Annotated in this window: 21 protein-coding genes and 1 riboswitch; of the genes, 15 read left to right on the plus strand and 6 right to left on the minus strand. The window is 45.3% G+C overall.

The window, feature by feature from the left end:
• Window positions 1-167 precede the first annotated feature (167 nt).
• Genes FLA_RS05545 through FLA_RS05560 form a run of 4 tightly spaced genes read right to left on the minus strand, consistent with a single transcriptional unit; the run spans window position 168 to window position 3748 of the window.
• Complete coding sequence (locus tag FLA_RS05545) at window positions 168-1349, minus strand: FecR family protein (RefSeq protein WP_076382605.1); 1182 nt, start codon at window positions 1347-1349, stop codon at window positions 168-170.
• Between the two features lie 53 nt (window positions 1350-1402).
• Window positions 1403-1963 (minus strand): sigma-70 family RNA polymerase sigma factor, encoded by a 561-nt coding sequence (locus tag FLA_RS05550; RefSeq protein ID WP_076382604.1) that lies wholly within the window; start codon window positions 1961-1963, stop codon window positions 1403-1405.
• Window positions 1964-2014: 51 nt separating this feature from the next.
• Entirely contained in the window at window positions 2015-2857 is an 843-nt protein-coding gene (locus FLA_RS05555) for an SDR family NAD(P)-dependent oxidoreductase (RefSeq protein WP_076382603.1), read from the minus strand.
• Between the two features lie 21 nt (window positions 2858-2878).
• Window positions 2879-3748, minus strand: a complete 870-nt coding sequence (locus FLA_RS05560; protein WP_076382602.1) for a phytanoyl-CoA dioxygenase family protein — start codon at window positions 3746-3748, stop codon at window positions 2879-2881.
• A 482-nt stretch (window positions 3749-4230) separates the two neighbouring features.
• Here FLA_RS05560 and FLA_RS05565 point away from each other — a divergent pair, with 482 nt between their 5' ends.
• The 13 genes from FLA_RS05565 to FLA_RS05625 all read left to right on the plus strand — a co-directional run bounded on the left by FLA_RS05565 (window position 4231) and on the right by FLA_RS05625 (window position 19985).
• A complete protein-coding gene (locus FLA_RS05565; protein WP_076382601.1) occupies window positions 4231-4809 on the plus strand; it encodes a nitroreductase family protein in 579 nt (192 codons plus the stop codon).
• Window positions 4810-4896: 87 nt separating this feature from the next.
• Entirely contained in the window at window positions 4897-5124 is a 228-nt protein-coding gene (locus tag FLA_RS05570) for a hypothetical protein (protein ID WP_076382600.1), read from the plus strand.
• Window positions 5125-5434: 310 nt separating this feature from the next.
• A complete protein-coding gene (locus tag FLA_RS05575) occupies window positions 5435-7993 on the plus strand; it encodes a zinc-dependent metalloprotease (RefSeq protein WP_076382599.1) in 2559 nt (852 codons plus the stop codon).
• 63 nt (window positions 7994-8056) lie between these two features.
• A complete protein-coding gene (locus FLA_RS05580; RefSeq protein ID WP_076382598.1) occupies window positions 8057-9190 on the plus strand; it encodes a DUF1624 domain-containing protein in 1134 nt (377 codons plus the stop codon).
• A gap of 126 nt (window positions 9191-9316) precedes the next feature.
• Window positions 9317-9886, plus strand: coding sequence for a YceI family protein (locus FLA_RS05585; protein ID WP_076382597.1), 570 nt, complete (start codon window positions 9317-9319; stop codon window positions 9884-9886).
• A gap of 84 nt (window positions 9887-9970) precedes the next feature.
• Complete coding sequence (locus FLA_RS05590; protein WP_076382596.1) at window positions 9971-10501, plus strand: YceI family protein; 531 nt, start codon at window positions 9971-9973, stop codon at window positions 10499-10501.
• 29 nt (window positions 10502-10530) lie between these two features.
• Entirely contained in the window at window positions 10531-10938 is a 408-nt protein-coding gene (locus FLA_RS05595; protein WP_076382595.1) for a hypothetical protein, read from the plus strand.
• Window positions 10939-11074: 136 nt separating this feature from the next.
• Window positions 11075-11169: riboswitch (TPP riboswitch) on the plus strand.
• 52 nt (window positions 11170-11221) lie between these two features.
• Window positions 11222-12037 (plus strand): hydroxyethylthiazole kinase, encoded by an 816-nt coding sequence (thiM, locus tag FLA_RS05600; RefSeq protein WP_076382594.1) that lies wholly within the window; start codon window positions 11222-11224, stop codon window positions 12035-12037.
• A complete protein-coding gene (gene thiE, locus FLA_RS05605) occupies window positions 12024-12659 on the plus strand; it encodes a thiamine phosphate synthase (RefSeq protein ID WP_076382593.1) in 636 nt (211 codons plus the stop codon). The genes thiM and thiE overlap by 14 nt, the downstream gene beginning before the upstream one ends.
• Window positions 12660-12736: 77 nt before the next feature.
• Complete coding sequence (gene thiD / locus FLA_RS05610; RefSeq protein ID WP_076382668.1) at window positions 12737-13570, plus strand: bifunctional hydroxymethylpyrimidine kinase/phosphomethylpyrimidine kinase; 834 nt, start codon at window positions 12737-12739, stop codon at window positions 13568-13570.
• The gene (locus FLA_RS05615; protein ID WP_076382592.1) at window positions 13557-14210 is read left to right on the plus strand and encodes a TenA family protein; all 654 of its coding nucleotides are present in this window, start codon (window positions 13557-13559) and stop codon (window positions 14208-14210) included. The genes thiD and FLA_RS05615 overlap by 14 nt, the downstream gene beginning before the upstream one ends.
• 116 nt (window positions 14211-14326) lie before the next feature.
• Window positions 14327-17596, plus strand: a complete 3270-nt coding sequence (locus FLA_RS05620; protein ID WP_076382591.1) for a glycosyl hydrolase — start codon at window positions 14327-14329, stop codon at window positions 17594-17596.
• 13 nt (window positions 17597-17609) lie between these two features.
• Window positions 17610-19985, plus strand: coding sequence for a glycoside hydrolase family 2 TIM barrel-domain containing protein (locus tag FLA_RS05625; protein ID WP_084206553.1), 2376 nt, complete (start codon window positions 17610-17612; stop codon window positions 19983-19985).
• Window positions 19986-20092: 107 nt separating this feature from the next.
• Here FLA_RS05625 and FLA_RS05630 read toward each other — a convergent pair whose 3' ends face one another.
• Together FLA_RS05630 and FLA_RS05635 are read right to left on the minus strand one after the other, a co-directional pair.
• On the minus strand, window positions 20093-22507 hold the full coding sequence (locus FLA_RS05630) for an ABC transporter permease (RefSeq protein ID WP_084206545.1): 2415 nt from the start codon (window positions 22505-22507) through the stop codon (window positions 20093-20095).
• Between the two features lie 151 nt (window positions 22508-22658).
• The gene (locus FLA_RS05635; protein WP_076382589.1) at window positions 22659-23081 is read right to left on the minus strand and encodes a hypothetical protein; all 423 of its coding nucleotides are present in this window, start codon (window positions 23079-23081) and stop codon (window positions 22659-22661) included.
• Between the two features lie 103 nt (window positions 23082-23184).
• On the opposite strand from FLA_RS05635, the gene FLA_RS05640 reads away from it, so the two are divergent.
• Window positions 23185-24306, plus strand: coding sequence for a glycoside hydrolase family protein (locus FLA_RS05640; RefSeq protein WP_076382588.1), 1122 nt, complete (start codon window positions 23185-23187; stop codon window positions 24304-24306).
• A gap of 6 nt (window positions 24307-24312) precedes the next feature.
• On the plus strand, window positions 24313-26619 hold the full coding sequence (locus FLA_RS05645) for a DUF5703 domain-containing protein (protein WP_076382587.1): 2307 nt from the start codon (window positions 24313-24315) through the stop codon (window positions 26617-26619).

The raw sequence follows: 26619 nt of genomic DNA on the forward strand, positions 1-26619 counted from the left end.
TACTTTTAACAAGTTGGGTTTAATAAAGCAGTTTCAAAGCGCTTAAAAAGGTTAAGCCCATTTCGCCGGTAGCATGGCAGTGCTGCCGGTTTTTTTGTGCATTACCTATGGAGTAATTGTTATGTTACCATAGTTTGTATGTTAGTTTGGTTATTAAATGAAAAGGGTCAGGGTTTTACAATTAAGGTTCTGTCACTTAGCGAACAGCGGATATTGCTGAGTTTTAATATGGTAATCACTTCTTCTATGCTGCTGTTACGTGGTATTTCGCCTGTGAATTTTTCGTTGGGTACATCACCGGCGTAGGCTACTTCTATATCGTACCAACGTCCAATCTGGCGAAGCACTGCTTTGGCGTCTGCTTCCTGAAATCGGAACCGACCGTTCTTCCAGGCCAACACCTCTTCTACATCAACGTCACTGATAATTTTCATATCCACGCCGGGCGGCAACAAAGCCTGCTGACCAGGTTTGAGTATTTTATCTGCTACCCCATTGCCGGTATTGATACCCACTTTACCAGAGATTAAAGTGGTTTTGATGGCGGGTTCATCTGCATAGGCCATTACATTAAATAAAGTGCCTAAAACATTCACCTGCAGGTTATGTGTTTTCACTATAAAAGGCATAGTGGCATTAGGGGCTATTTCAAAACATGCTTCCCCTGTTAAGTTTACTTCACGAACCTTTCCATTGAAAGTAGCCGGGAAGCGGAGCGAGGAGGAGGCGTTAAGCCATACTATGCTACCATCTGGTAAGGTTACCTGGTACTGCCCTCCTTTAGGTGTAGTAATAGTATTGTATGCAGGCAGTAGAGGTATGCCTGCAGGTATATCGTGTGGTTGATAAGCCAGCCGGCCGTTATTGAGTTTAATAATAAGCGAGCCATTCTGATTACCGATAGTATCCTTTTGTTTGTTGTCCAGTACTATTATTCTACCATCTGCCAGTGTAAGCGTTGCTTTATTCCCACCTGGTTGAACAGTTGATGTGGGCTTACCGGCCAGCTCTTTTTTCTGTAAGCTGGGTGGGGCAACGTGTTTATTGATATAAAATACAATGCAGCCAATAGCGGTGAGTAGCGCAGCAGCAGCTGCATAACTGATCCATTTATAACGGCGGGTGGCAGGGATGGCAGGTGTATGTATGATGTCCTGTAACCTTTGGCGCATCCGGGCTTCGGTAATAGCTTCTTCCTCCTCCGATTCGGCAGGCACAATTACGGTAAGGTCGTTTTCGTCAAAAGCATGATACCATTGTTGCAGCTCTTTAATCTCTGCTTCGGTGGCGGTACCCTGTATATATTTATTGGCCAGCCTGCTAAGGGCGGCTTTATTCCATTGCTGCATGTTAGTGATGGTCTATACTAATACTTGTACAGCAATGAAAAGGTTACCCTACCTCAGAAAGAAAATATTTTTATTACGTAGAAAGAAAAAAGTTTCAGATGATCGCGTAAGGCGCGAATAGCTTTGGTAATGTGCTTTTCCACAGCTTTTTGTGAAATGTCCAGTGAGTCGGCGATTTCCTTATTGGTTAAGCCAAGCTCGCGGCTGTATTGAAAAACCAGCCTGCATTTTTCGGGAAGTTTATGAATTTCTTTTTGCAGCGTATGCCACAATAAGCGGGTGTCGTGCATTTCGTCAGTGGTAAGGTCTGATGCCTGCTCTGTTTCGGTGGTAACGGCGTGTTCTTTTCCTAACTGCCGTATAACAGCATAGCGGGTTGCAGTAGCCAGGTAGGCTTCCAGGTTATTAATAAGGGATGTGGTACGGCGCTGCCATACACCGGCCAGCACTTCCTGTACCACATCTTCTGCTGCTTGTTTGTTGCGCAGGCGCTGATAAGCCAGCGCATAAAGCTTACGCCAGTAAAGGGTATAGATTTGATTGAACGCATGTTCATTGCCGCTGCGCAGCAGTAAAACCAGTTCTTCTTTAGAATATTGTGGATGCGTTGTCATGATGTGATTCCGCATCAATTTACGATAAAAAGTAATTTACAAAAGTTCATTTCATTCAGTGGATACCTTTCCGTGCACGGCAGTTGTAAAATGCGCCGGTGCTTTAACTACGGATGTTTTAGGTTCATATATGTTTCCCGCAATTTTTTCTACGAGTGTTTTAGGAAAAAATTTAGGAAGGAATGCATTCAGCTTGTTAAGAAAACCGGGCAGGATCTCTGCTTTGCCTTTGAATAGACCTTTTATGGCTATTTCAGCGACTTTTTCTGCAGTCATATTAAACCGCTCTGCTGTTTTCTTAATGGAGTCACCCATACGCGCCCGGTTTACGAAATCGGTATCAGTGCTGCCAGGGCTAAGGCAGCTTACGCTTACGTTGGAATTGCGTAATTCGTAGCGGAGCCCGCGTGTAAAAGATACCGCAAATGCTTTGCTGGCTGCGTATATGTTCAGATAGGGAACAGTTTGGTAAGCGGTGGTACTTCCCAGGTTTAACAGGTAGCCTACTGTTTGCGCGCGCAATACCGGCAGGTAAGCATGCGATATAGATACCTGTGCTTTAATATTCACATCAATAATGTTTAACTGCTCTGCCAGTGTTAGTTGTTCAAACGCCCCATTTAAACCATAGCCGGCATTACTTACCACAACAGACAGGTGCTGGTGATAAGGACTGGTAAAGATGGTTAATCGTTCCATAGCATCAGGAGCAGAAAGGTCGAGGTGAAGATGATATACCTGTATGGCATATTGCTGTGTTAAGGCCGCTGCCGTTTGGGCAAGGTTTTCATTATCTATATCCACCAGCAATAAATGGTACTGTTTTTTAGCCAGTTGAGCGGCAATGGCCCTGCCTATTCCTTTGGCTGCTCCGGTAACTAATGCAAAAGACATGATGATAGCTTTTTTATATGTTTAAACAGATAGCTTTTTAGGTTTAAATCCTGCAAATGTCAGGCGTGCAGCAAGACTACCAGGTTTAAACTGTGCCAATTTATGATAAAATGGCGTAGGACTGTTAGCATGTTTTACCTGGTAGGCTCCGGTGACGAAGGGGATATACATTACCCTGCGGCGGCTTGCTTCTCCAAATAGCACCGATTGTTGTACGCGATGCCATAAACGGCCGTCGTGGATGGTGAGGTCACCTGCTTCTATATCAAAGCTTGTTTCGTTTTTATCCGCTTTATTATCAATGAAATATTTTTTGCGGAAGAGTAGTTTAAACAGGCTTTGCTCATGTGTGCCTGCTAATACACGCAGCCCGCCGTTGGCGGCAGCGCAATCATCCAGGTGTAAACCCACATTCAGCATAGGCAGTATGCGTGAACCTAAAAATAAATCCCTCGGACTATCTGTATGCCAGCCCATTTGACTAAACTGGCTGTTCTCTGTATTGATATAATGATTTACTACCAGGCCGTCTTTTTCATTTTCGCCAATGCGGCCTTCATAAGGCGACAGTAGTTGTAACAGGGATTTCAGCCGTTGATCTTTTAAAAAATGGCTAAGCCTGCTGCTGTATTGGGAGGTAAAGGCCAGGCGCTGTATAATGGTGCTGCCATCTGTATCTTTGCCAAACTTCAGCGGAATGCCATTGATCTTTTGTGTGTTGCTTGCCAGTAGTTGCGATTGAACGTTGTTTACTTCTGTAAGAAAATCGGTAACGGTTTGTTTATCTACAAAGTTTTTAACATGTAGAAAGCCATATTGCCGGAAGAAACTGATTTGTTCGTTGCTGAGTTGGTTCTCTAACTGAAACACAGGCTGTATAATCTTTTTCATACTTGTAATATTTTCATAGCCATGCCACAACAGTTTGCACAAAGCAACTGTTATACAGCAAAGGCTGTAGTTAAGAAATGGTCATAAATAATGTAGTGAATGGCCTGTAAGGCCAGGAGAAGGCTTACATACAACAACAGCAACGGGCTTGCTGAAAGGCGGGCATATAATTTGAAGGAATACATTCCGGCGTATCTGACGCAATAAAGTCTCCTTTGCCAATTGGAGCAGTTCTATACAATCTCATAGCGGCATTTTAAGTGATCTAATCAGTTTCTGAAACAAATGTAGAAGTGTTTACCGGGAATAAAAAATAAATCTACTAAAATAGTGGACTATTATTTTTCCCTGTATTTTTGTTATGCTGTTAATCCGGGTAGTGATGAGTTGAAATGATGGTGGGGTGCGAGGTGTAAGAATGGATGGAACAGTGAAGTATTTAAAGGTAGCATTTTATTCATTCATCTGTAATAATATTTATTATGCTTTTAACATCTACGAAAAACCAAAATGGTAAGATTGATTTTGTACTGAATGCCGCACAACGACTGGCTGATTCTTATGGTTTGCAGCCTTTGAAAATATTGGTAGTAAAAGATAACGCTGTTAAAAAAACGCTGCTGCCTTTCATTAAAAGAGAGAAGGTGAGTGTGGAAGAATCTTACTATATAGTATTTGCCATATGGTCTATTATCAGCGAAGAAAAAATTGATGCGTATATTTCAGATATAGCTACAGCCAGGCATGCTTCTCCTGCTTTATTAAGAGAGGATAAGAAAAATGTGATACGCGCTGTTTCTAAATTGAATGAAGAAGGGAAGAAGTGGGCGGCCAAACAGGCAGATATTGCTGTACAAAATTTGTTGAAAGCAGCTGCACAGGTAAATGTTACCGCCTTTGTAGAAGAAATAGATATAGCCGGTTTTAACCAGGTGCTTCATTTACCCGTGCAGGGTTTGCAGGCAGTAGGTGCCGTTTCTTTACAGGTAACGCCTGCCCGTTCTTTATCAGAAACCTTTGTTAACACAGTAACCCGTAAAGAAGTGCTGGAGCTGATATAAGTTATACAGGCATGATCTATATATAGTAAAGCCGGTTACCTCGTAAACCGGCTTTTGTTATATTTGTTGCTTCAGTATAAACGTATTATGGAAGATTATATTATTAATGTAAGCCAGATAGAAGAGCTGCAAATGATTAAAGATGTGGCTGGGCTGGAAGAAATTTTACAGCGCGCTAAAGTGAATATTGTACGGGGAGGGCAGGTGGTGCTGGTGCGGGTAGATGCCGCCGGTAACCAAAACAGGTTTGACACCTTTACAAATCTGGAAGAAATGACTGCTTACCGTAAAAATGTGTTGAAGTACCTGTTATAGGCCTCTTCGGCTGCCGGTTAAAACGTTAATGAATTCTTAATTCCCGCTTTGTTGTAGGACTGTCCGCCTGTTTAATCGTCTTTATAACCGAAGAGGAATGGGTTCGATAATGCCCAAACCCTATTTTTGAACAAGAAACAGAGAATTTTTGCAACCAGACTACCCCGGTAAACCATTTACCAACAAACGAGTGCAATGCGCATTGCCTGTTAAGGCTACATTCAACCCTTTATTGAGTTGCAGAGGTTTCCTTCCCCAATTTTTAAACCATTATTGTTTATAGATACAGATTAAATCTCAAGTTTCCATTATGCGTAAGTCTTATTTGATCTTTTCTGTTTGCCTGGGTATTAGCGTAGCTGCTACCGCTCAGCGCAAAAAGTCTGTTCCGGTGCAGGACACCACTAAAAAACAGGCGAACCCGGCTATGATGGGGGCACCCGGTGGCGGCATGCGTCCTCCAGGAGCTTCTCAGGGCCCTAAACCGTACAAAGAAGTAATTACTTCCAAGGCTATTACTCAAAGCGGTATGTTTAAGGTGCACAAGGTAGAAGACCGCTACTTTTTTGAACTGGCCGATTCTATCCTGGATCGCGACATTTTGCTGGTTAGCCGTATTACCAGGGCGGCAGCGGGTGGTCGTGCTTCTATGATGGGGTATGGTGGTGATCAGATTAACGATAATGTGATCCGTTTTGAGAAAGGACCCAACAACAGGATTTTCCTGAAGTTGATTTCTTTTATGGAATACAGTAGCGATTCTTCTAAAAATGGCATGTACCGTTCTGTATTAAACAGTAACCTTCAGCCATTAGCGGCTGCTTTTGATATTAAAGCAGTGAATACAGACTCCACTTCCCGTAAAGGAGCTTCTGTTATTGATGTTACAGAATACATCGGTGGCGATAATGAGATTTTCTTCTTTGATGCAGGTGTTAAAAAAGCGCTTTCACTGGGTATGATGGCTCCTGAACGTTCTTATGTGCAGGATATCAAGGCATTTCCTATGAACGTGGAAATAAAAACAGTAAAAACTTACGGCAAAATGGCGGCTAACCCTATGATGGGTGGCGGTTCTGGTCCGGCTACTTACGAGCTGAATACCTCTATGGTATTATTGCCTAAAGTGCCTGCCAAGGCTCGTTATTTCGATAGTCGCGTAGGTTATTTTGCTACCGGTTATACCGATTTCGATGCTAATCCACAAGGGGTGAAGAAGATAAGCATGATTACCCGTTGGAAACTGGAGCCTAAAGCAGAAGATGTAGAAAAATATAAGCGTGGTGAACTGGTAGAGCCTAAAGAGCCTATCGTGTATTACATTGATCCCGCTACGCCTAAAAAATGGGTACCATACCTGATTGCTGGTGTAAACGACTGGCAGGCAGCTTTTGAAAAAGCAGGTTTCAAAAATGCAATCATTGCAAAAGAAGCGCCTACCAATGACTCTACTTTCAGCCTGGAAGATGCACGTCATAACGTAATCATTTACAAACCATCTGATATTCCAAACGCCAGCGGTCCGCACGTACACGACCCTCGCAGTGGTGAAATCATTGAAACACACGTTAACTGGTATCATAACGTAATGAGCCTGGTACACAACTGGTACATGGTTCAGGCAGCGGCTATTGATCCTAAAGCACGTAAAATGCAGTTTGATGATGAGCTGATGGGCCAGCTGATCCGTTTTGTGTCTTCTCACGAAATTGGTCACACCCTGGGCTTACGTCACAACTTTGGTTCTTCTTCTACCGTTCCTGTTGAAAAACTGAGAGATAAAGCATTTGTAGAAGCCAATGGTCATACGCCTTCTATTATGGATTATGCCCGTTTCAACTATGTGGCACAGCCGGAAGATGGTATTAGCCAAAAAGGCATTTTCCCTCGTATTGGTGATTATGATATGTGGGCTATTGAGTGGGGTTACAAATGGAAGCCTGAATTTGCTACCGGTGCTGATGAAGCAGCATGGAGCAACAAATGGATCATTGAGCGCCTGAATGCTAATAAGCGTTTATGGTTTGGTACTGAATCTGATCCTAACGATCCACGTTGCCAGAGCGAAGATTTAGGTGACAATGCTATGAAAGCCAGCACTTATGGCATTAAAAACTTACAGCGTATTTTGGTGCAGCTGCCTGAGTGGACCAAAGAAGCCAACGAAGGTTATGACGATCTGAAAACGATGTATAACGAGGTGGCCGGTGAGTTTAACCGCTTTATTGGACACGTTACCAGAAATATTGGTGGTATCATGACCACTCCTAAGTCAGTTGAACAAGGTGGTGATGTGTATGAGTATGTATCTAAAGCAACACAGAAAGAAGCGATGCAGTTTTTACAGCAGCAGGTTTTCGCTACTCCTGAGTGGTTGTTGAACAAGAACATTTTTGCACAAACCGGCCTGAGTGGTATTTCTGTAGTGGCTGGTTTACAACAAGGCGCCCTTGGAAAACTGATGAGCGCTAATACTTTATACAAATTAATCCAGTTTGAAGCCAATAGTGGTGCACAAGCGTATACTGCTACTGAAATGCTGACTGATTTAAGAAAAGGTATCTGGAGCGAACTGGCTTCTCATAAAACGATCACTGTTTATCGCAGAGATTTACAGAGAATGTTTGTAGGTGAACTGGAAAGTGCTTTATCTCCTGTTCCAGCAGCTGCTCCACAGGGCATGCCTATGCAAAGACCACAGATGAATGTGGCTGCTATTACAGACGTTAACGCGATTCTGAAAGGCCAGGCCAGACTGTTGTTATCAGAAGTAAAAGCAGCTATCCCTGCTACTACTGATGCCGCTTCACGCCTGCACCTGCAGGATGTGGCCGACCGCTTAACAGCAGCGCTGGATACTAAAAAATAGTGTTTTAATGCTGAATTAATAAGAAAAGGGAAGGCAAATGCCTTCCCTTTTTTATATTTAAGGATGCAAGAGCAACCAAAACAACGGATACAATCCATCGATATCTTACGGGGTATTGTAATGGTTATTATGGCGCTGGACCATGTGCGGGATTTCTTTACCAATGTGCATTACGATCCTACCGATCTTTCTCAAACAAACATTCCTTTATTTTTTACCCGTTTTATTACGCATTATTGTGCTCCTGTATTTGTGTTCCTTTCCGGGGTGAGCATTTACCTGGGATTGTCGAAAGGCAAATCAAAGGCGGCGCAGAGCCGCTTTTTGCTTACCCGTGGTTTGTGGCTGGTATTTGCAGAAATAACGCTGGTGAACATAGGCTGGAGTTTTGATATCAGCATGCATTTTTTAGTGCTGGGAGTCATATGGGTAATAGGCTGGAGTATGATCATACTGGCAGCCTTGATCTATGTTAAGCCTTTGTATGTAGGTTGTTTTGGATTACTGCTGATAGCGGGACATAATTTACTGGACCCTATACGGGCAGCAAGCATGGGCAGTGGCAGCTGGTTTTGGAAAGCATTGCATGAAAGCGCTATTATTAACTTATCCTATGATAGGAAATTGTATTTGCTATATCCTTTAATACCATGGGTAGGAGTGATGGCGCTGGGGTATTGGGGCGGTGGTTTGTATAAACAGGAAGCAGTGGTAAGAAAGCGTATTTTATTACGTGCGGGATGTGGTGCTTTGTTACTTTTTGTGGTGATAAGGTGGGTGAATATATATGGCGATCTGGTGCCAAGAGTTGTATATAATGAAGGATGGAAAACGGTGTTATCATTTATAAATGTTTCCAAGTACCCACCTTCACTGGATTATCTGTTAATAACATTAGGCCCAGCATTGATAGTGCTTTCCGCGATTGATAGTGTACAGGTAAAAGCCAGTAATCCGGCGTTGGTTTTTGGTCGCGTGCCCTTCTTTTATTACCTGTTGCATTTATACCTGGCGCGAAGTCTGGGTTACCTGGCAGCGGTGTTAACAGGTGTGCATAGTGCTGAACAATGGACGGGTTTTGGTTTGCCGGTAGTGTACGGGGTGTGGTTATTTGTGGTAATCATATTATATTTTCCATGCAAGTGGTACATGAAATTTAAGGCAAAACGTAACGATTGGTGGTTAAGTTATTTGTAGTTTTAACAAGCTAAGGGTGCTATACTACAGGTTACCTGCTATAAAAGTTACCTGATATAAAATACCTTTGCTATCCGGAATAATTTCCGGCATTTAAGCAATCCATAAAAGAACAAAACAAGAAGTATGAAAAAAATTGCAGTTGCACTTTCTACCCTGCTTATTTCAGCAGCGTCTTTTGCACAAACATGGAGCGTTGATAAAGCGCATTCAAGATTAGGTTTTGGTATTACCCACATGACTATTTCTCAGTTTGAAGGTAACTTCAAAAGCTTTGAAGCTTCTATCACTTCTTCTAAAGAAGATTTCTCTGATGCCGTGTTTGAAATTTCTGCAGATGTTAACACCATCAACACCGACATTGAAAAAAGAGACGAGCATGTGAAAAGTGCGGATGTTCTGGATGCAGCTAAATATCCTAAGCTGACTTTCAAAAGCACTTCTTTCAAGAAAGTATCTGGCAAGCAGTACAAACTGGTTGGTGACCTTACTTTCCATGGTGTAACCAAGCCTGTTACTTTAGACGTTGTTTACAATGGTAATGTAACTAACCCAATGAGCAAAAAAACTGTAGCTGGTTTCCGTTTCACCGGCTCTTTCAAACGTTCTGATTTTGGTATTGCCCCAGGTTTTCCTGAAGCTATGTTGAGCGATGAAGTTCAACTGCTGGCTAACGGCGAGTTTACTAAAAACTAATTTATTTTTATAATGAAGCCTTCTTTTATGGTACCCGTTGCCAGAAAAGAAGGCTTTGTTTTTCACCATTAATTTTACGCACTCATGAAAAAGATGCTTTTAACTGCTGGTGCAGTTGTTACACTTGTTGCGATGTTTTCTTTTACTGCTATTCAAAACTGGAACATTGCGGATAAGTATTCTGTAGTTTTTTCTAACTCCAATGTAAACGGCATATTTAAAAAATTAACCGGCACTATTGCGTTTGACGCAGCAAATCCCGCTCAGTCTAAATTTGATATTGCTATTGATGTAGCTTCTATCAACACCGGTAATGCTTTACAAAACAAGCACGCCAAAGAAGCGGAATGGTTTGATGCAACTAAGTATCCCCAAATTAAATTTACCTCTTCTAAAATTGTGAAAAGTGGCGCTGGTTTTACCGCTACCGGTACACTGGAAATAAAAGGAGTGAAGAAAGAAGTTTCCCTGCCATTTACTTTTAAAGCAGCTGGTAATGCAGGCACCTTTGCAGGTTCTTTCAGCATTAACAGAAGTGATTTTAATGTAGGTAAAAAAGGTGGTGAAGTAGATGAGGCGGTTAAAATTGAAGTAACCATCCCGGTTGTTAAGTAATTATCTCCATTCCACGTTAACACTTCAATATGTTTATAAGATCACTATTATTAGGTATTATAGCGGGGTTGCTGGCAGGGGTGGCATCGTGGTTATATCAGAAACAGGTGTACCTCGAAGCTACTGCTACCGATTTTGCTACGGTGGTTAAAACCTCCAATATTTTTATTGGCTCACTGATAGGTGGTTTGCTGGCAGCTGTTGGCTACTGGCTTACTATTAAAATTTTAAAGAGCAAAGGGGAGATTGTATTCAACCTCATTTTTGTGGTACTGTCTTTTGCCAGCATTCTTAAAATTTTATCTTTTTCACTGCCGCCAACATCAGAAGATGATCCGGCGCTGCTGATTGGCCTTACTGTGCCTATGCACTTTTTCCCGGCTTTGGCCTGGTTTACTTTAAAACCTCTTTTTTTCCCGGCTAAAGCTGCTGAATAGCACTATTGCCGGGAAATGGTTGTGAGTTGGTTACCTGTAGCAATTACCGGTTACCAACTTCCAACTTACTACCTGCTTACCTGTTACCTTCCTCCATTTTCATTGTTGCCTGTTTTCAATATTTTCCTATAACTTGCAAGTGCTTTAGGGGTGTCCTGGCAGAGGACTGAGATCATACCCTTGTTACCTGATACGGTTAGTACCGTCGTAGGGAAAAGCTATGATTCTTCCTGTATTCTGCTGCCGTTTGCCCACTCCTTTTATCTCTAAATCTGTGTAAAAAATGATACAACCGCTGCAACTATGGCACAAGGTGTTGGCTGTGCGCAATAATGCCCCGCTGGTGCATAACATTACCAACTATGTAGTAATGAATAATACTGCCAATGCGCTGCTGGCAGTGGGTGCTTCGCCGGTAATGGCCCATGCGCATGAAGAAATGGAAGATATGGTAAACATAGCCGGAGCGTTGGTGGTGAATATCGGCACCCTGGATAGTTATTGGGTAACCAGCATGTTAAAAGCCATCGGGCAGGCGCAACAATTGCAAAAGCCCTGGGTGCTGGACCCCGTAGGTGCGGGCGCTTCCCAATACCGTAACCAGGTGTTACACCAGTTGTTGCAGGCAGGTTCGCCCGCTGTTATCCGGGGTAACGCTTCCGAAATTTTATCACTGGCCAATACCGTTTCTGCTACCAAGGGTGTAGATAGCACCCACAGCAGCGAGCAGGCTTTACAAGCTGCGCAAGCGGTGAGCGCATCTTTTAATACGGTGGTATGTGTATCTGGCGAAACGGATTTCATTGTTTACAACAACACTATTACAGGAGTAAGTAATGGTCATGCTTTAATGACGCGTGTAACCGGCCTGGGCTGTACTGCTTCGGCTATTACCGGCGCTTTTTGTGCAGTGGCCGATGGGCATTATAAAGATGCGGCTATTGCAGCTATGGCAGTAATGGGCGTAGCGGGTGAAATTGCTGCTGCTAAATCAGATGGCCCCGGATCGTTACAAATGCACTTTATTGATGCTTTATATAATTTATCAGAAGAAGCTTTTGTAAACCATGTAAAGCTGAGCACGCATGAATCCTTTTGATTATCATCTGTACCTGGTTACCGACGAAAACGCCTGCCTGGGACGCGATCTGTTATGGGTGGTGGAGGAAGCGGTGAAAGGCGGAGTGGACATTGTACAGTTAAGGGAAAAGCAGATGGACTCAGCGGCTTTTATCACCCGTGCGTGCAGGTTAAAAGCTTTGCTGGATAAATACAATGTTCCCTTAATTATTAATGATAACCTGCCGGTAGCTATTGCGGCTGATGCGCATGGAATACATGTGGGTAACAGTGATATGCCGCCGGTAACAGTACGCAGCAAATGGAATGATACCGCCATTCTTGGCTACTCCATTGAGTATGAAGCACAGTTGGGTACTGCTCATGCAGCCGTTGCAGATTACCTGGCGCTGAGTCCCGTATTTTCTACCACCACTAAAACGGATACAGTTACTGAATGGGGGCTGGAAGGGGTAGCACGCATCCGGCAATTAACAGGTAAACCGCTGGTGGCTATTGGCAATATCTCTGCAGACAATGCAGGCGCCATTATACAAGCGGGGGCAGATTGCCTGGCGGTAGTGTCTGCTATTTGTTCGGCTGCTTCACCTGCCAAAGCTGCGGAAGCATTACGGGAAAAGATCATTCAACATAAATCATAGGCTGTATTCACCCATCAAAGTCAATTGTTTACCAAAGCATTTGACATCCTCAAATGCGTTTATTTCAAACAGATCATATGAATGTATACAAATATGCGCCTGTACTTACCATTGCCGGATCGGATAGTGGTGGTGGTGCCGGCATACAGGCTGATATTAAAACCATCAGTTCGCTGGGGTGCTATGCAGCATCTGCCATTACTGCTGTAACCGTGCAAAATACCCTGGGGGTAAGCGGCATACATGCTATACCGGTTGATATAGTATGTGCACAGGTGAAAGCGGTAATGGATGATATACAACCAGTTGCTATTAAAATAGGGATGGTGCATAGCAAAGAACTGGCACTGGCGTTGGCAGCAACCTTACAGGCTTATCCGCAGGTGCCCATAGTGCTGGACCCTGTAATGATTTCAACCAGCGGGCATAAGCTCATAGAAGACGAAACCATTGCTATACTCAAAGAGCGGTTGTTTCCACTGGCCGCCATCATTACCCCTAACCTGGATGAAGCGGCGGTATTATGCGGGCGAAAACTGGAATCGGTGCGGGATATGGAAGAGGCAGCAGACGAACTTTTACAACATGGCAGCAAAGCTGTATTGTTAAAAGGCGGGCATTTGCCTGGTGAAAAGGTATATGATGTGTATTGCGAAGCAAACGGAATGTTATTGGCGTTGGAAGCGCCCCGTATAGCAAGCAATAATGTGCACGGCACAGGTTGTACTTTGTCGTCGGCAATAGCATCTTACCTGGCTTTGGGTAATACCCTGCTGGAGTCGGTAATGCAGGCGAAGGCTTATATAGCTAAAGCCATTGAAGAAGGGAAGGATGTAGTGGTGGGTAATGGCAGTGGCCCGGTAAATCATTTTTTTGATCCTATCAAATTACAAAAGTATGCAGTGGAGTAAACAGGCCTGGCAGCAAATAACGCCTTTGTTTGAAAAGATTGTTCAGTTACCCTTTAACCAGGAGCTGATGAATGGCAGTTTAACAAAAGACCGTTTTGCCTTTTATATCGGGCAGGATGCGGTGTACCTGGATGCTTTTAGCAAGGTGCTGGCCTTAATAGCAGCACGTGCGCCACGTACACAGCAATCGCTGGACTTTATACGTTTTGCAGAAGGGGCCATAGTGGTAGAACAGGCTTTGCATGCCGGCTTTTTCAGCCAGCTGCAGATACCGGAAAAGCCAGTGGCATCGCCCGGCTGTTTGTTATATACACAATACCTGTATGCCACCGCTGCTTTACAGCAGGTAGAGGTGGCTATGGCGGCTGTATTGCCTTGTTTCTGGATATACAAGGCAGTGGGTGATTACATCTATGCACACCAGGTAAGGGAGAACAATCCTTACCAGGACTGGATTGATACCTACGCCGGAGAAGATTTTGGCATTACCGTGCAAAAAGCTATTGATATATGTGATGCAGCCGCAGCAGCCTGCACACCTGCACAGCAACAACAAATGACAGAAGCATTTATAATGGCTTCCCGCATGGAGTGGATGTTCTGGCACAGTGCCTGGAACAGGGAGCAATGGCCTGTATAAGCCATTGTATAAGTGCGTTGTAAGATAATCCATCTAATGCGTGTTATCTCCGCCAGGTTATTTCTATACAATGTGACTTTTTTTAATGTCACATTGTATTTTTGGCTATGCCATTGATGAAAAAGATATTGCTTCCATTGCTGTTGTGTACCGCTTCGGTACAGGGCCAGCAGGTAAATTCTCCTTCTTTATACCAGCATTTTCAACAACCTCCACCGGCAGCCATACCCTGGGTATTCTGGTATTGGATGCAGGCCGGTGTTTCCCGTGCGGGCATTACGGCCGATCTGGAAGCGATGAAAGCAGCCGGCATAGGCGGTGCTTATCTCATGAGTATTAAGGGGGCCACTAATCCTCCTTTGTTTACGCCTGCGGCGGAGCAGCTTACACCAGAGTGGTGGGGCATGGTACAATTTGCTATGAAAGAAGCCGACCGGCTGGGGCTAAAACTAGGCATGCACGTAAGTGATGGCTTTGCTTTGGCAGGAGGGCCCTGGATTACCCCGGAATTGTCTATGCAAAAAGTGGTGGTGAGTGAGAAGATTGTCCATGGCGGCACCTTATTTCAGGATACTTTACCCGTTCCCGAATCGTACAAAGGGTATTATAAAGATATAGCGGTGGTGGCCTTTCCTGCACCCGCAGGCGAGGGCATAAATACCCAAACAACAGTACCAGAAGTTACCACCAGTTTGCCTAATACAGATGCTGCTGTGCTGGTAAAGCCCGGCAATACCAAAACCATAGGCAGTAATGATAGCTGCTGGATTCAGTATGCTTTTAAACAGCCCTTTACCTGCCGCTCTATCACCATCACTTCCAATGGCACCAATTACCAGGCGCACCGGCTGATAGTGGAAGTGAGTGATGATGGTATTCATTTTAAACGGGCTACGCGCCTGGAATCTCCCCGTCATGGCTGGCAGGATGGGGATGCGCCTGTAACGCATGCCATTCCTGCTGTTACTGCTAAATACTTCCGTTTTATCTACAGCAAAAAAGGTTCTGAACCGGGATCGGAAGATCTGGATGCTGCCAAGTGGAAACCCTCTTTAAAGCTGAAAGAAATACAGTTATCCTCCGCACCGCGTTTGCACCAATATGAGGGCAAAAGCGGTGCAGCATGGCGCATCAGTGCACGCACCACCACTGCACAATTAACAGATGCGGCAGCGGTGCCATTGAATAAAATGGTAGCGCTGACCTCCTTTATGAAAAACGGCAAGCTGACCTGGAAAGTGCTTGCCGGCAACTGGTGCATACTGCGTATAGGACATACTTCTACGGGGCATACCAATGCTACAGGCGGTGCAGGCAGCGGGCTGGAATGCGATAAGTTTAACCGGGAAACAGTGGCCTTGCAGTTTGATAAATGGTTTGGAGAAGCATTGCGCAAGGCAGGGCCTTTAGCCCCCCGTGTGTTAAATATGTTTCATGTAGATAGCTGGGAATGCGGCAGTCAAAACTGGTCGCCCGTGTTCCGTGATGAATTTCGTCGTCGCAGGGGATACGATTTGCTGCCTTACCTGCCGGTAATGGTGGGCATACCCGTTGAAAGCATTGCTAAAAGCGAACAGGTTTTATACGATATACGGCTTACTATCAGCGAGCTGGTAAAAGATATATTCTACAGCACACTGGCCACCCTGGCGCATGCAAACGGCTGTTCTTTTACAGCAGAAAGTGTAGCGCCTACTATGATGAGTGACGGCATGCTGCACTATAGCCAGGTAGATGTGCCTATGGGCGAGTTTTGGTTAAACAGCCCTACACACGACAAGCCTAATGATATGCTGGATGCTATTTCAGGGGCGCATATCTATGGTAAGAACATTATACAGGCCGAAGGATTTACCACCCTGCGTATGACCTGGAACGAACATCCGGGTATGCTGAAAACATTGCAGGACAGAAATTATGCCCTGGGCGTAAACCGCCTGGTGTATCATGTGTTTATGCATAACCCGTGGACAGACCGGAAACCCGGAATGACGCTGGATGGCGTAGGACTTTATTTCCAGCGCGATCAAACCTGGTGGAAGCCAGGCCGCGAATGGGTGGCTTATGCCAGCCGTTGCCAGGCGTTATTGCAAATGGGAAAACCAGTGGTGGATGTGGCGGTGTTTACTGGTAGCGAACTGCCCCGGAGAGCCGTGTTGCCCGACAGACTGGTAAGTACTTTACCGGGCATTATGGGAGCTGGCAGGGTACAGCAGGAAAAGGAACGACTGGCCAATGTGGGTGAGCCTTTACGTATAAAGCCCGATGGCGTAAGTCATAGCGCTAATATGGCCGATCCCGAAAACTGGATAGATCCCTTACATGGCTATGCCTATGATTCTTTTAACGAAGATGCTTTGCTTAACTATTCCACTGTACGCAATAAACACATGGTGCTGAAAGGTGGTGCTGAATATGGCTTACTGGTGTTACCGGTGGCGGATAGCAGAACACCAGGCATACACCTGTTATCGCCTGCCGCCTTGCGCAAGGTAGAAGAGATGGAAAGGCAGGGATTGCGGGTAATACGTACACCGTACTACGGCAGCACTTTTGATTCGGTGGGTGTAATAAGGGATGTAGTGATACAGGATGCACATGGTGCTGCAGCAAACAATATTGCCTGGACGCATAGAAAAGGGAAAGATTTTGATATCTATTTTATAGCCAATCAGGATAGCGCTACCCGTACTGTTGAAGTGTCTGCACGCATCATAGGTAAAGTGCCTGAACTGTGGAACCCGGTAACGGGGGATACGATGGTGGCCCGTGAATGGTACTCTGCCGGAGCCTACACAACTGTTCCGGTGCAGTTGCCACCGAATGGATCGTTGTTTATTGTGTACCAGCAACCCACCAGCCAGCAGCAATCCAACGCAGGGCTTAACTGGCCTTTAACAGATACCGTGCAACATATACAGGGTATGTGGCGTGTTAATTTTGATACCGCTTCCGGTGGTCCGTTAGGGCCGGTAGCTATGCCACAACTGGAAAGCTGGACAGAGAACAAAGTAGATGCTATCCGTTATTATTCAGGTACAGCTAATTACGAAATGCAGTTTAACTGGCAACCTTCTGAGGGGAAGAGTAAAGTCATGCTGTCTTTGGGTAACGTGGCTAACCTGGCAGAGGTAGCAGTAAACGGAGTACCTTGCGGTATTACCTGGACGGCGCCTTATAGTGTAAACATTACCCGGGCAATCAGGCCGGGAGAAAATAAAGTGACAATAAAAGTAACCAACACCTGGGCTAACCGGTTAATAGGCGATCATGCTTTACCACAACAACAGCAAAGAACATGGACTACGGCCCCTTACCGGCTCGAAGGCAAGCCTTTGCAACAAGCTGGTTTGCTGGGTCCGGTAACTATTGTACAAGAACGATAAGATGACTTCCATTATGAAAAAAATTATTTACCTATTCGCTATTCTCACTGCTTCGGTTGCACAGGCACAAAACAACGCATTGTTTGATGAAGGGTGGTTGTTTTACCGGGGGGATACAGCTAATGCACAGGAACCTAAGCTAAACGATAAAAGCTGGCGAACGCTGAACCTGCCACACGACTGGAGTATGGAAGACTTGCCGGGTACGGGCTCGCCTTTTTCGCCGGATGCAATCAGTGGCGTAAGCGGCGGTTTTACTACAGGCGGAACAGGCTGGTACCGGAAAAGATTTACTGTCAATGCTACGGATATACATAAACAGTTATACCTGCAATTTGATGGTGTATATATGAATGCCGATGTATGGCTGAACGGGGTGCATTTAGGTTGCCATCCTTATGGATATACTTCCTTCTGGTTTAACCTGGCGGGTAAAGTAAAAGCAGGTGAAAACGTGCTGGCTGTGCGGGTGAACAATGAAGGTAAAAACAGTCGCTGGTATAGTGGTTCAGGCATCTATCGCCATGTGTGGTTGCGTGCGGCCGCTCCCGTGCATATTGCACAGTGGGGCACGGTGATTACTACGCCGCAGGTTTCCGCGGAAAATGCTACCGTAGCTGTAAAAGTGGATGTTATCAATAAAACGGCTAAAGCCAGCCAGGTGCAGGTGGTTGCCACCTTATATGCTCCCGATCGCAAGGTGGCAGGTAAAGCCACCATAACACAACGAATTGCGAATGAAGGCAAACAGGTGTTCTCTTTGCAGGTGCCGGTGCAACACCCGCAGTTGTGGAATACAGATAACCCTGTATTGTATACCGCAGTAACAGAAGTGCTGCTGAATGGCCAGCGAACAGATGCTTCTACTATCCCGGTGGGCATACGTTCTATTACTTACGATGCAGTAAAAGGTTTTTGCGTAAATGGCAAAATGATAAAGTTGCAAGGTGGTTGTGTACATCATGATAATGGCGCATTGGGGGCTAAAGCATTGGACAGGGCAGAAGAACGCCGGGTTCAGTTGTTAAAAGCCAGTGGTTTTAATGCCATCCGCTGCTCGCATAACCCACCTTCACCTGCATTTTTAGACGCCTGCGACAGGGAGGGCATGCTGGTGATAGATGAAGCCTTTGATATGTGGGGAGATAAAAAGAACAAACAGGATTATCATTTATACTTTAAAGACTGGTGGCAGCGGGATGTAGAAAGCATGCTGTACCGCGATCGTAATCATCCTTCTATTGTGATGTGGAGCACAGGTAACGAAATTCCGAACCGGGACAAACCAGAGGTGGTGATGGTGGCTAAAATGCTGGCCGATCATATCAGAAGCATCGATAACACAAGGCCTGTAACCTGTGGGGTGAATGGCATTGAAGAGAATGAAGATCCTTTTATTGCTTCGCTGGATATTGCAGGCTATAACTATGCACGTGATAAATATGAATACGATCACCAGCGTTTACCGCAACGGGTAATGTTTGCTACCGAATCGTTTGCAAAAGAAGCATTTGAATACTGGCGCGAAGTGCAGAAGCATAGCTGGGTGATAGGCGATTTTGTGTGGACGGCTTTTGATCATATTGGCGAAGCCAGCATTGGCTGGCTGGGTTATCCGCAGAATAAAAACTTCTATCCCTGGAATCTGGCTTATTGTGGCGATATAGATATCTGTGGCTGGAAACGTCCGCAATCGTATTACCGCGATGCCGTATGGAAACCCAACCAGTTGTCGCTGTTTGTGGAATGCCCGGTACGTAGCTTTCCGCAGGTGAACCCCAAGCCGGAAGTGTGGAGCAAATGGGATTGGAAAGATGTGCAGGATAGCTGGCAATGGGATCGTTTTAAAGATAGCCTGCTTACTGTTGCTGCTTATTCTTCCTGCGAGGAAGTAGAATTGTTTTTAAATGATCAGTCACTTGGTAAAAAGGCCACTGATACCAGTCATCATCTTGAAGCCAGCTGGCAGGTAGCTTACCGGCCGGGTGTGTTAAAAGCAGTAGGATATACCGCCGGGGTAAAAGTGGCAGAAAGCCTGTTGCAAACGGCGGGTGAGGTAACATCCCTGCGTTTAACTGCTGATAGGGACACCATCATGGCCAACAACCAGGATTTGAGCTATATCACTGTGGAGCTTACCGATGCTAAGGGTGTCCGGCACACACAGGCAGATAATGCGCTCCATTTTAGTATAGAAGGCCCTGCCACCATTGTGGCTGTGTCTAATGCCAATCCCGCCAGCTTGGAAAGCTTTCAACAACCACAGCGCAAAGCATGGCGGGGTAGGTGCCAGGTGGTGATCCAGGCTGGAAGACAGAAAGGATTGGTTACTATCCGGGCCAAAGGCGCTGGTGTACAGGAGGGAGTAGCAACAATAGTTGTACGCTAAAATGAGCCGGTAATTTTTTAACTGATAAGTATAAGCAAAATCACCGCTGATTGTCAGCGGTGATTTTTTATGCGCGCCAGGTATGGGTGCAGACTCTATGCGAACTGTTATTCCGACCGTAAGCTTTTAACCGGGTTGGCAATAGCTGCCTTTCCTGCCCGCACACTCAATATCAGCAATGCCACAGACAGCATTAATATGCCACTTATAGCAAAAAGCCACCAGCCGGGTTGTGTATGGCTAGCATAGTTCTCCAACCATTTATAAGTGCTTATCCAAGCAATAGGTACTGCTATTACAAAGGCAATAGCCACCAGTTTTACAAAGTCGCGCGATAACAGGGATATGATCTGTAATACAGATGCTCCCAATACTTTGCGAATGCCTATTTCGCGTGTGCGTTGGTTGGCGGTGAACATTACCAGCCCCAGTAAACCCAGGCAACTGATAAGCACAGAAACAGCGGTTGACCAGGTGAGTATCTGGGATATCCTGCGTTCTGCTTTATAAAAGTTCGCAATCCTGGCATCCATAAAACGATATTCGAAATCGGCATCAGGATATAGTTCTTTAAAGGCCTGCTGAATAGTAGCCATCGTTTTTTGCTGAGTGGCAGCTGTGCCTTGCAAGGCAATATTAATAGTACTGGCATGGCCAGGCTCGGAAAAGAACAGCACTGGCTTCTTACCCACCCGTACCGAGCTTACATCAAAATCGCGCATAACACCTACTATAGGATAAGTGTTGTTCAAATACTTGCCTATAGCATCCTGCGGATGGGCAAAGCCCATGATGCGGGTCATGGTTTCATTTACTACATATTCTGTAGCGGTATCCGTAGGTAATACATTGCGGCCTGCTATCAATGGAATATGGTACAGGTTTAAATAGCCGGTATCTCCGCAGCGAATATCAATCAGCAGATCTTTTATTTCCGCTCCCCGGGCAAAGGTGAAACGGTTGCTCATGTTTCCTATAAAAGCGGGTGATTGATTGCTAACACTGACCGCTTCCACACCTGGTATTTTGCGCAGCCTGTCGCGAAACAACAGGTGTCTGCTGTCGGGGTTGTTGTGCTGAAACGGAAGGTTGCCGTATACAACAGCCTCTTTTCTAAAGCCTACATCTTTTTGAATAGAATATTTTACCTGTTGCTGCACTACCAGTGTACCAATCATAAATATCTGTGCTATCACAAACTGGAATACGGTCAACGTTTTTCGTTGCCACGAGCCCCGGCTGTGGCCAATAGCATTGATATGATTTTTCAGTACGTTCACCGGTTTAAAATGGGTGAGCACTAATGCAGGGTATAAGCCGGCCGCTATTGTTTCTACCACTGTCAATGCCAGCAAAAACAATAATATGTGTGGCTGGTTAAGACTGCCAAAGGATAACTCTTCTTCCAGCAACAGGGATAAGGCTTTTAACAGGAAGGGAGATAGTATATAGGAAATGATAACAGCCAGTAAGGTAAGCGCCAGTGTTTCGGTTAAAAACTGAAAGATCAGTTGCTTTTTAGAACTGCCTAATGTTTTGCGAACACCAATTTCTTTGGCACGAAAGATAGACTGAGCCGTTGATAGATTAATAAAATTAATAGCACCCAACAGTAATAGAAAAATGCCCAGCAACACCAGGTTGCGGAGTGTTTGCTTGCTGGTGTGTCCATCGTAATCAGGATTAAAATGAATATCTGATAAAGGTTGCAGCAGGTAGCGCGACTCATCCGCATACTTATCGCCTGTTTTGTGTGCTTGCGCAATGGCAGCCAGTTGCTCATTTACTTTTTCTGGCGTAGTGCCAGGCAGCAGGCGTATCATTACCTGCGATATATAGTTGATGGTTGTCCAGTCGTTCCAGTTAAAAAAAGTCTGCAGGTTGCTGTGAGGGATAGTGGACAGGGAAAGAAAGGCTTTATGATTAAAATCGCTGTTGGCTGTCAGGTCTTTTACTATACCCGAAACAACAGCAGTAACCGTGTCGTTAAATACAATCGTTCTGCCTATCACATCCTGCAAAGCCACACCGGGAAAGTATAGTTGCGCTTTGCTTTCGGTAAGCACAGCCTGGCCGGGAGAGTGAAGGCTCGCTGTGGCATTGCCAAAAAGCCATTGACGGGGAAAGATGCTGAAATAGTTCCCATCTGCAAAAACAGGCGCATCTTCCATTGTAAATACGGTTGGTGGAAGCTGGTTAGCAGAGGGGATAGCTACTTTATTCTGCCATCCATCGTAGAGAAAAAAGCCGGAAACCGTTTCTACTCCTGTGAGTGAAGTAGTTACCTGGTGCATAGGAGAGGGCGTGCCTTGTGAGTGCCAGCCCGGGCCTGTGGATACTATGCGGTAAATATGGTTACGAGAGGGCTCATACGTGTCAAAAGTGAGTTCTTTTTGAACATATAAGTATATGATAAGGGCAGCGCTGATGCCAATGGCCAGCCCGGAAACATTGATCAGGGTGGTAAGCTTATGCTTCCACAAATTGCGCACGGCTGTTTTGAGGTGGTTCTGTAACATCATCTGCCTATTTACAATACAGCTTTTACTACCAGTAATATGCCCTTTTGCAAAGTATTGATATAGAGGTTGTTGGGTGGATAGTGTGCAGTGGCGGTGTACGCTTTTAATACAAAAAGCGTTCGGTTATAAAAGGGGCAGAATAGCAGCTGGCTTATTCGTAAGTGCAGGTAACTTTTGGGTGATGCAATAAAGGAAACACAGGTATCAGCCGTTCCAGGTACCAGGTATAATCCGGCAAATCAGCTATGGGTATTTTAGGCACTTCATCCGTAAGGTCCAGCCGCAGTTCGTTGGGGTTTACATAGCAAAGGCTCAGGCCTGCCTGGGTGCCGGTGTAAACGAGGTCGATAGCGGTAGGATGATTTTGTTCAATGCCACGTTGTAACCGGGTAAACAGGGATTCTACGTTTTCATGGCTTTCGCCCTCCCAGTCCAGTGCGCCTTCCGCAATAACGGCAAAAACTTCATGCCGGTTAATGTTCCATCCGTTCTGTATCAACAACTGCAAAGCTTTATTGTAAACTGTATAATCTATGGCAGCGGTGTGCAAGTGAATCGAAGCATGCTTAGACATATTGGAATTTTAGGTGTTTACTTTAAAGTTATAACAAAATAATCCATTATCATAGTAAAACCTCCCATTGTACGCCGGGCTTATTATGCTATTTTTACGAGGTATGAACAGGTTACACACGATGCTTGCAGTGGCCTTACTGGGTGCACTGGTAATAACAGAATCTACGGCGCAGAATAATACAAAAGCTACTACGGTACCCCAGGCGGTAATGCAACAGGTGTACCAGGAGGTGAAAACACCTTATAAGTACGGACTGGTACTGGTTCCCGATAACAATAACAAAAAGATGGATTGTCCCAGCGTGTTCAGGCAGGGTAATCTCTGGTATATGACCTATGTTATTTTTGATGGCACAGGGTATGAAACCTGGCAATCTACCAGCAAAGACCTGCTGCACTGGAGTGCGGGAACGCGTATCTTATCTTTCTCCGACAGCACACAATGGGATGGGGTGCATAAGGCTGGCTATCCTTCTTTGCAGGAGTATGAATGGAATGGCAGTTATGCTTTACAAACCTATCAGCAAAAATACTGGATGTCGTACTTTGCCGGTAATGTAAAAGGCTATGAAGCCGGGCCGCTGGCTTTGGGCATTGCTTATACACCCCAAAAGAACTTGTTACGTGGTAAGGAGTGGCAGCGTTTGCCTTCCCCCATTTTAACCGCTACCGATTCTACCGTAAGATGGTGGGAAAACCGCAAGCTGTTTAAAAGCACGGTTATATGGGATAAGGCCAAAACCACCGGCCATCCGTTTGTAATGTATTATAATGCCAACGGCGATTCTGCTGCCAATAATATCAAAACAAGATGGTACGAACGTATAGGTATGGCCGTATCGGACGATATGGAACACTGGCAGCGTTTTGAAACAGAGCCGGTAGTACATCATTCGCAGGGAATTACCGGCGACCCCGTTATTCGTAAGATCAACGATGTATGGGTGATGTTTTATTTTGGTGCTTTCTGGAAAGGCCGGAAGGATGCTTTTAACCGTTTTGCCTGCTCGTACAACCTGGTAAACTGGACAGATTGGGAGGGGGATGACCTGGTGCATTCTTCGGAAGATTACGATCGTAAATTTGCCCATAAATCATTTGTAGTAAAGTATAACGGCGTAGTATATCATTTCTACTGCGCGGTAAACAATAAAGATCAGCGCGGTATTGCAGTGGCTACTTCTGCCGATCTGGGAAAAAGTACTTTACAGTTTGTTCAATAACCGGGCATGAAACAGGCATGGCTTTTTTGCATACTTACTTTTACGGCTGTAACCGCATGGTGTCAGCAGGCTAATGATATATCCCGGTACAATGTTACCTGGCAACATAAACCGGGTGGCAACTCCTCTGAGTCCATGCCCTGTGGTGGTGGCGATATTGGTTTAAACGTATGGATAGAAGAGGATGCTTTGTGTTTTTACATTGCCCGCAGCGGTGCCTTTGATGAAAATAACACCATGCTTAAATTAGGGCGGGTGCGGGTGTCGCTATCTTCTATGCCTTTTCGTGCAAAAGACCTTACACAACAATTACGTTTACAGGATGGCAGCATACAAATTACAGGAAGCAACACTACTATTCATATATGGGTGGATGTATACAGGCCGGTAGTGCATGTTGCCATTAACAGTAAAGAAGCAGCAGAGGTGAACGCGGTGTATGAAAACTGGCGTTACCAGGATCGTGCAATGGCTGATAAAGAGCTCCGCGCCAGTTCTTACAAATTCCCACAGAAATTTTCGGTGATCACCTATAAGGATGCAATAGCCTTTGAAGGCGATGAAGTGTTGTTTTATCATCGCAACAGGAATGATGTGGAAAACATCTTTGATTATACGGTGAAGATGGAGCAGCTGAACGCCGTAAAGGATAGCCTTTGGAACCCGGTAAGGAACCGCACATTTGGCGGTTATATGAAGGGGCGTAATATGCAGGCAGCGGGCAACTTGCTGGTAACAAATGATAGCGCCACCTATAGCGCCTGGATATTAAAAAGCAACAGGAAATTACGAAACACCGAAATAGAGCTGGGCCTGCATGTGGGGCAAACATCTACATTGGATGCGTGGAAAACCGGCTTGCAGCAGATTGCTGCGGATGCAGAAAGGCAACGAAAAACAGCGCAGGCCCAAACCGCAGCCTGGTGGAAACAGTTCTGGAACAGAAGTTATATCTATATAGATAGTGATAATGACAGTGTGCAGGCAATGGGGCGCAATTACCAGCTGTTTCGTTATATGCTGGGGTGCAATGCTTACGGTGCTTATCCTACCAAGTCTAATGGTGGCTTGTTTACGTTTGATGCAAAGTATGCCAATGAGCAGTACCGTTACAATGCTGATTTTCGTTTGTGGGGTGGTGGCACCATGACTGCTCAAAATCAGCGACTGGTGTATTTCCCCATGCTAAAAAGTGGCGATATAGATATGATGCCGTCGCAGTTTGATTTTTACAGGAATGCATTGCACAATGCCGAACTGCGCACGCACGTGTACTGGGGCCACAACGGGGCCAGCTTTACCGAGCAGATGGAAAACTTTGGTTTGCCCAATATTGCAGAGTACGGTATCAAACGCCCGGCAGGTTATGATGCAGGTATGGAATACAATGCCTGGCTGGAATATCTGTGGGAAACTTCTTTCGAGTTCTGTTTGATGATACTGGAAGCCGAGCGATATGCCGGAAAAGATATTACTGCTTATATTCCGCTCATAGAAAGCTGTTTAACTTTTTATGACGAGCACTACCAATACCTGGCTAAGAAGCTGGGCGCGAAAGCGTTTGATGAAGAAGGGCACTATGTGTTTTATCCAGGCTCGGCTGCAGAAACCTATAAAATGACGTATAACTCCACTACGGTTATTTCGGCATTAACAGTGGTGCTTTCCCGCATGCAGGAGTTGCCACAACATTACCTTTCTCCACCACAGCGCGATAAGTGGGCAGCTATGTTAAAACGGATACCGCCTATCCCGTTCAGGGAGTGTGAGGGACATACCACATTATCCCCCGCCCAATTGTGGCAACGGGTGCAAAATTCCGAAGCGCCGCAGCTATACCCGGTATATCCCTGGGGTTTGTTTGGAATAGGCAAGCCTGGCTTAGATACAGCTATCAACACCTGGAAATACGATCCGCAGGTAATTAAATACCGCAGTCATGTAGGCTGGCGGCAGTATAATATTTTCGCTGCCCGACTGGGATTAACAGCAGAAGCAGCACAGTATAACCTGTTGAAACTGGCTAACGGGCCACACCGCTTCCCGGCTTTCTGGGGGCCGGGTTTTGACTGGACGCCGGATCAAAACTGGGGCGGATCGGGTATGATTGGTTTGCAGGAAATGCTGATGCAAACCGATGGTAAAAAAATATACTTATTACCTGCATGGCCCGCCAGCTGGAATGCCAGTTTTAAATTGCATGCGCCTTATAACACCACCGTAGAAGCCACCGTGGTCAATGGCACAGTGCAGCAACTGAAAGTAACGCCGGAAAGCAGGAGGGCAGATGTAATCGTATGGCAACAGCATTAA

The organism is Filimonas lacunae (assembly GCF_002355595.1).
In the GTDB taxonomy this organism is placed as follows: domain Bacteria; phylum Bacteroidota; class Bacteroidia; order Chitinophagales; family Chitinophagaceae; genus Filimonas; species Filimonas lacunae.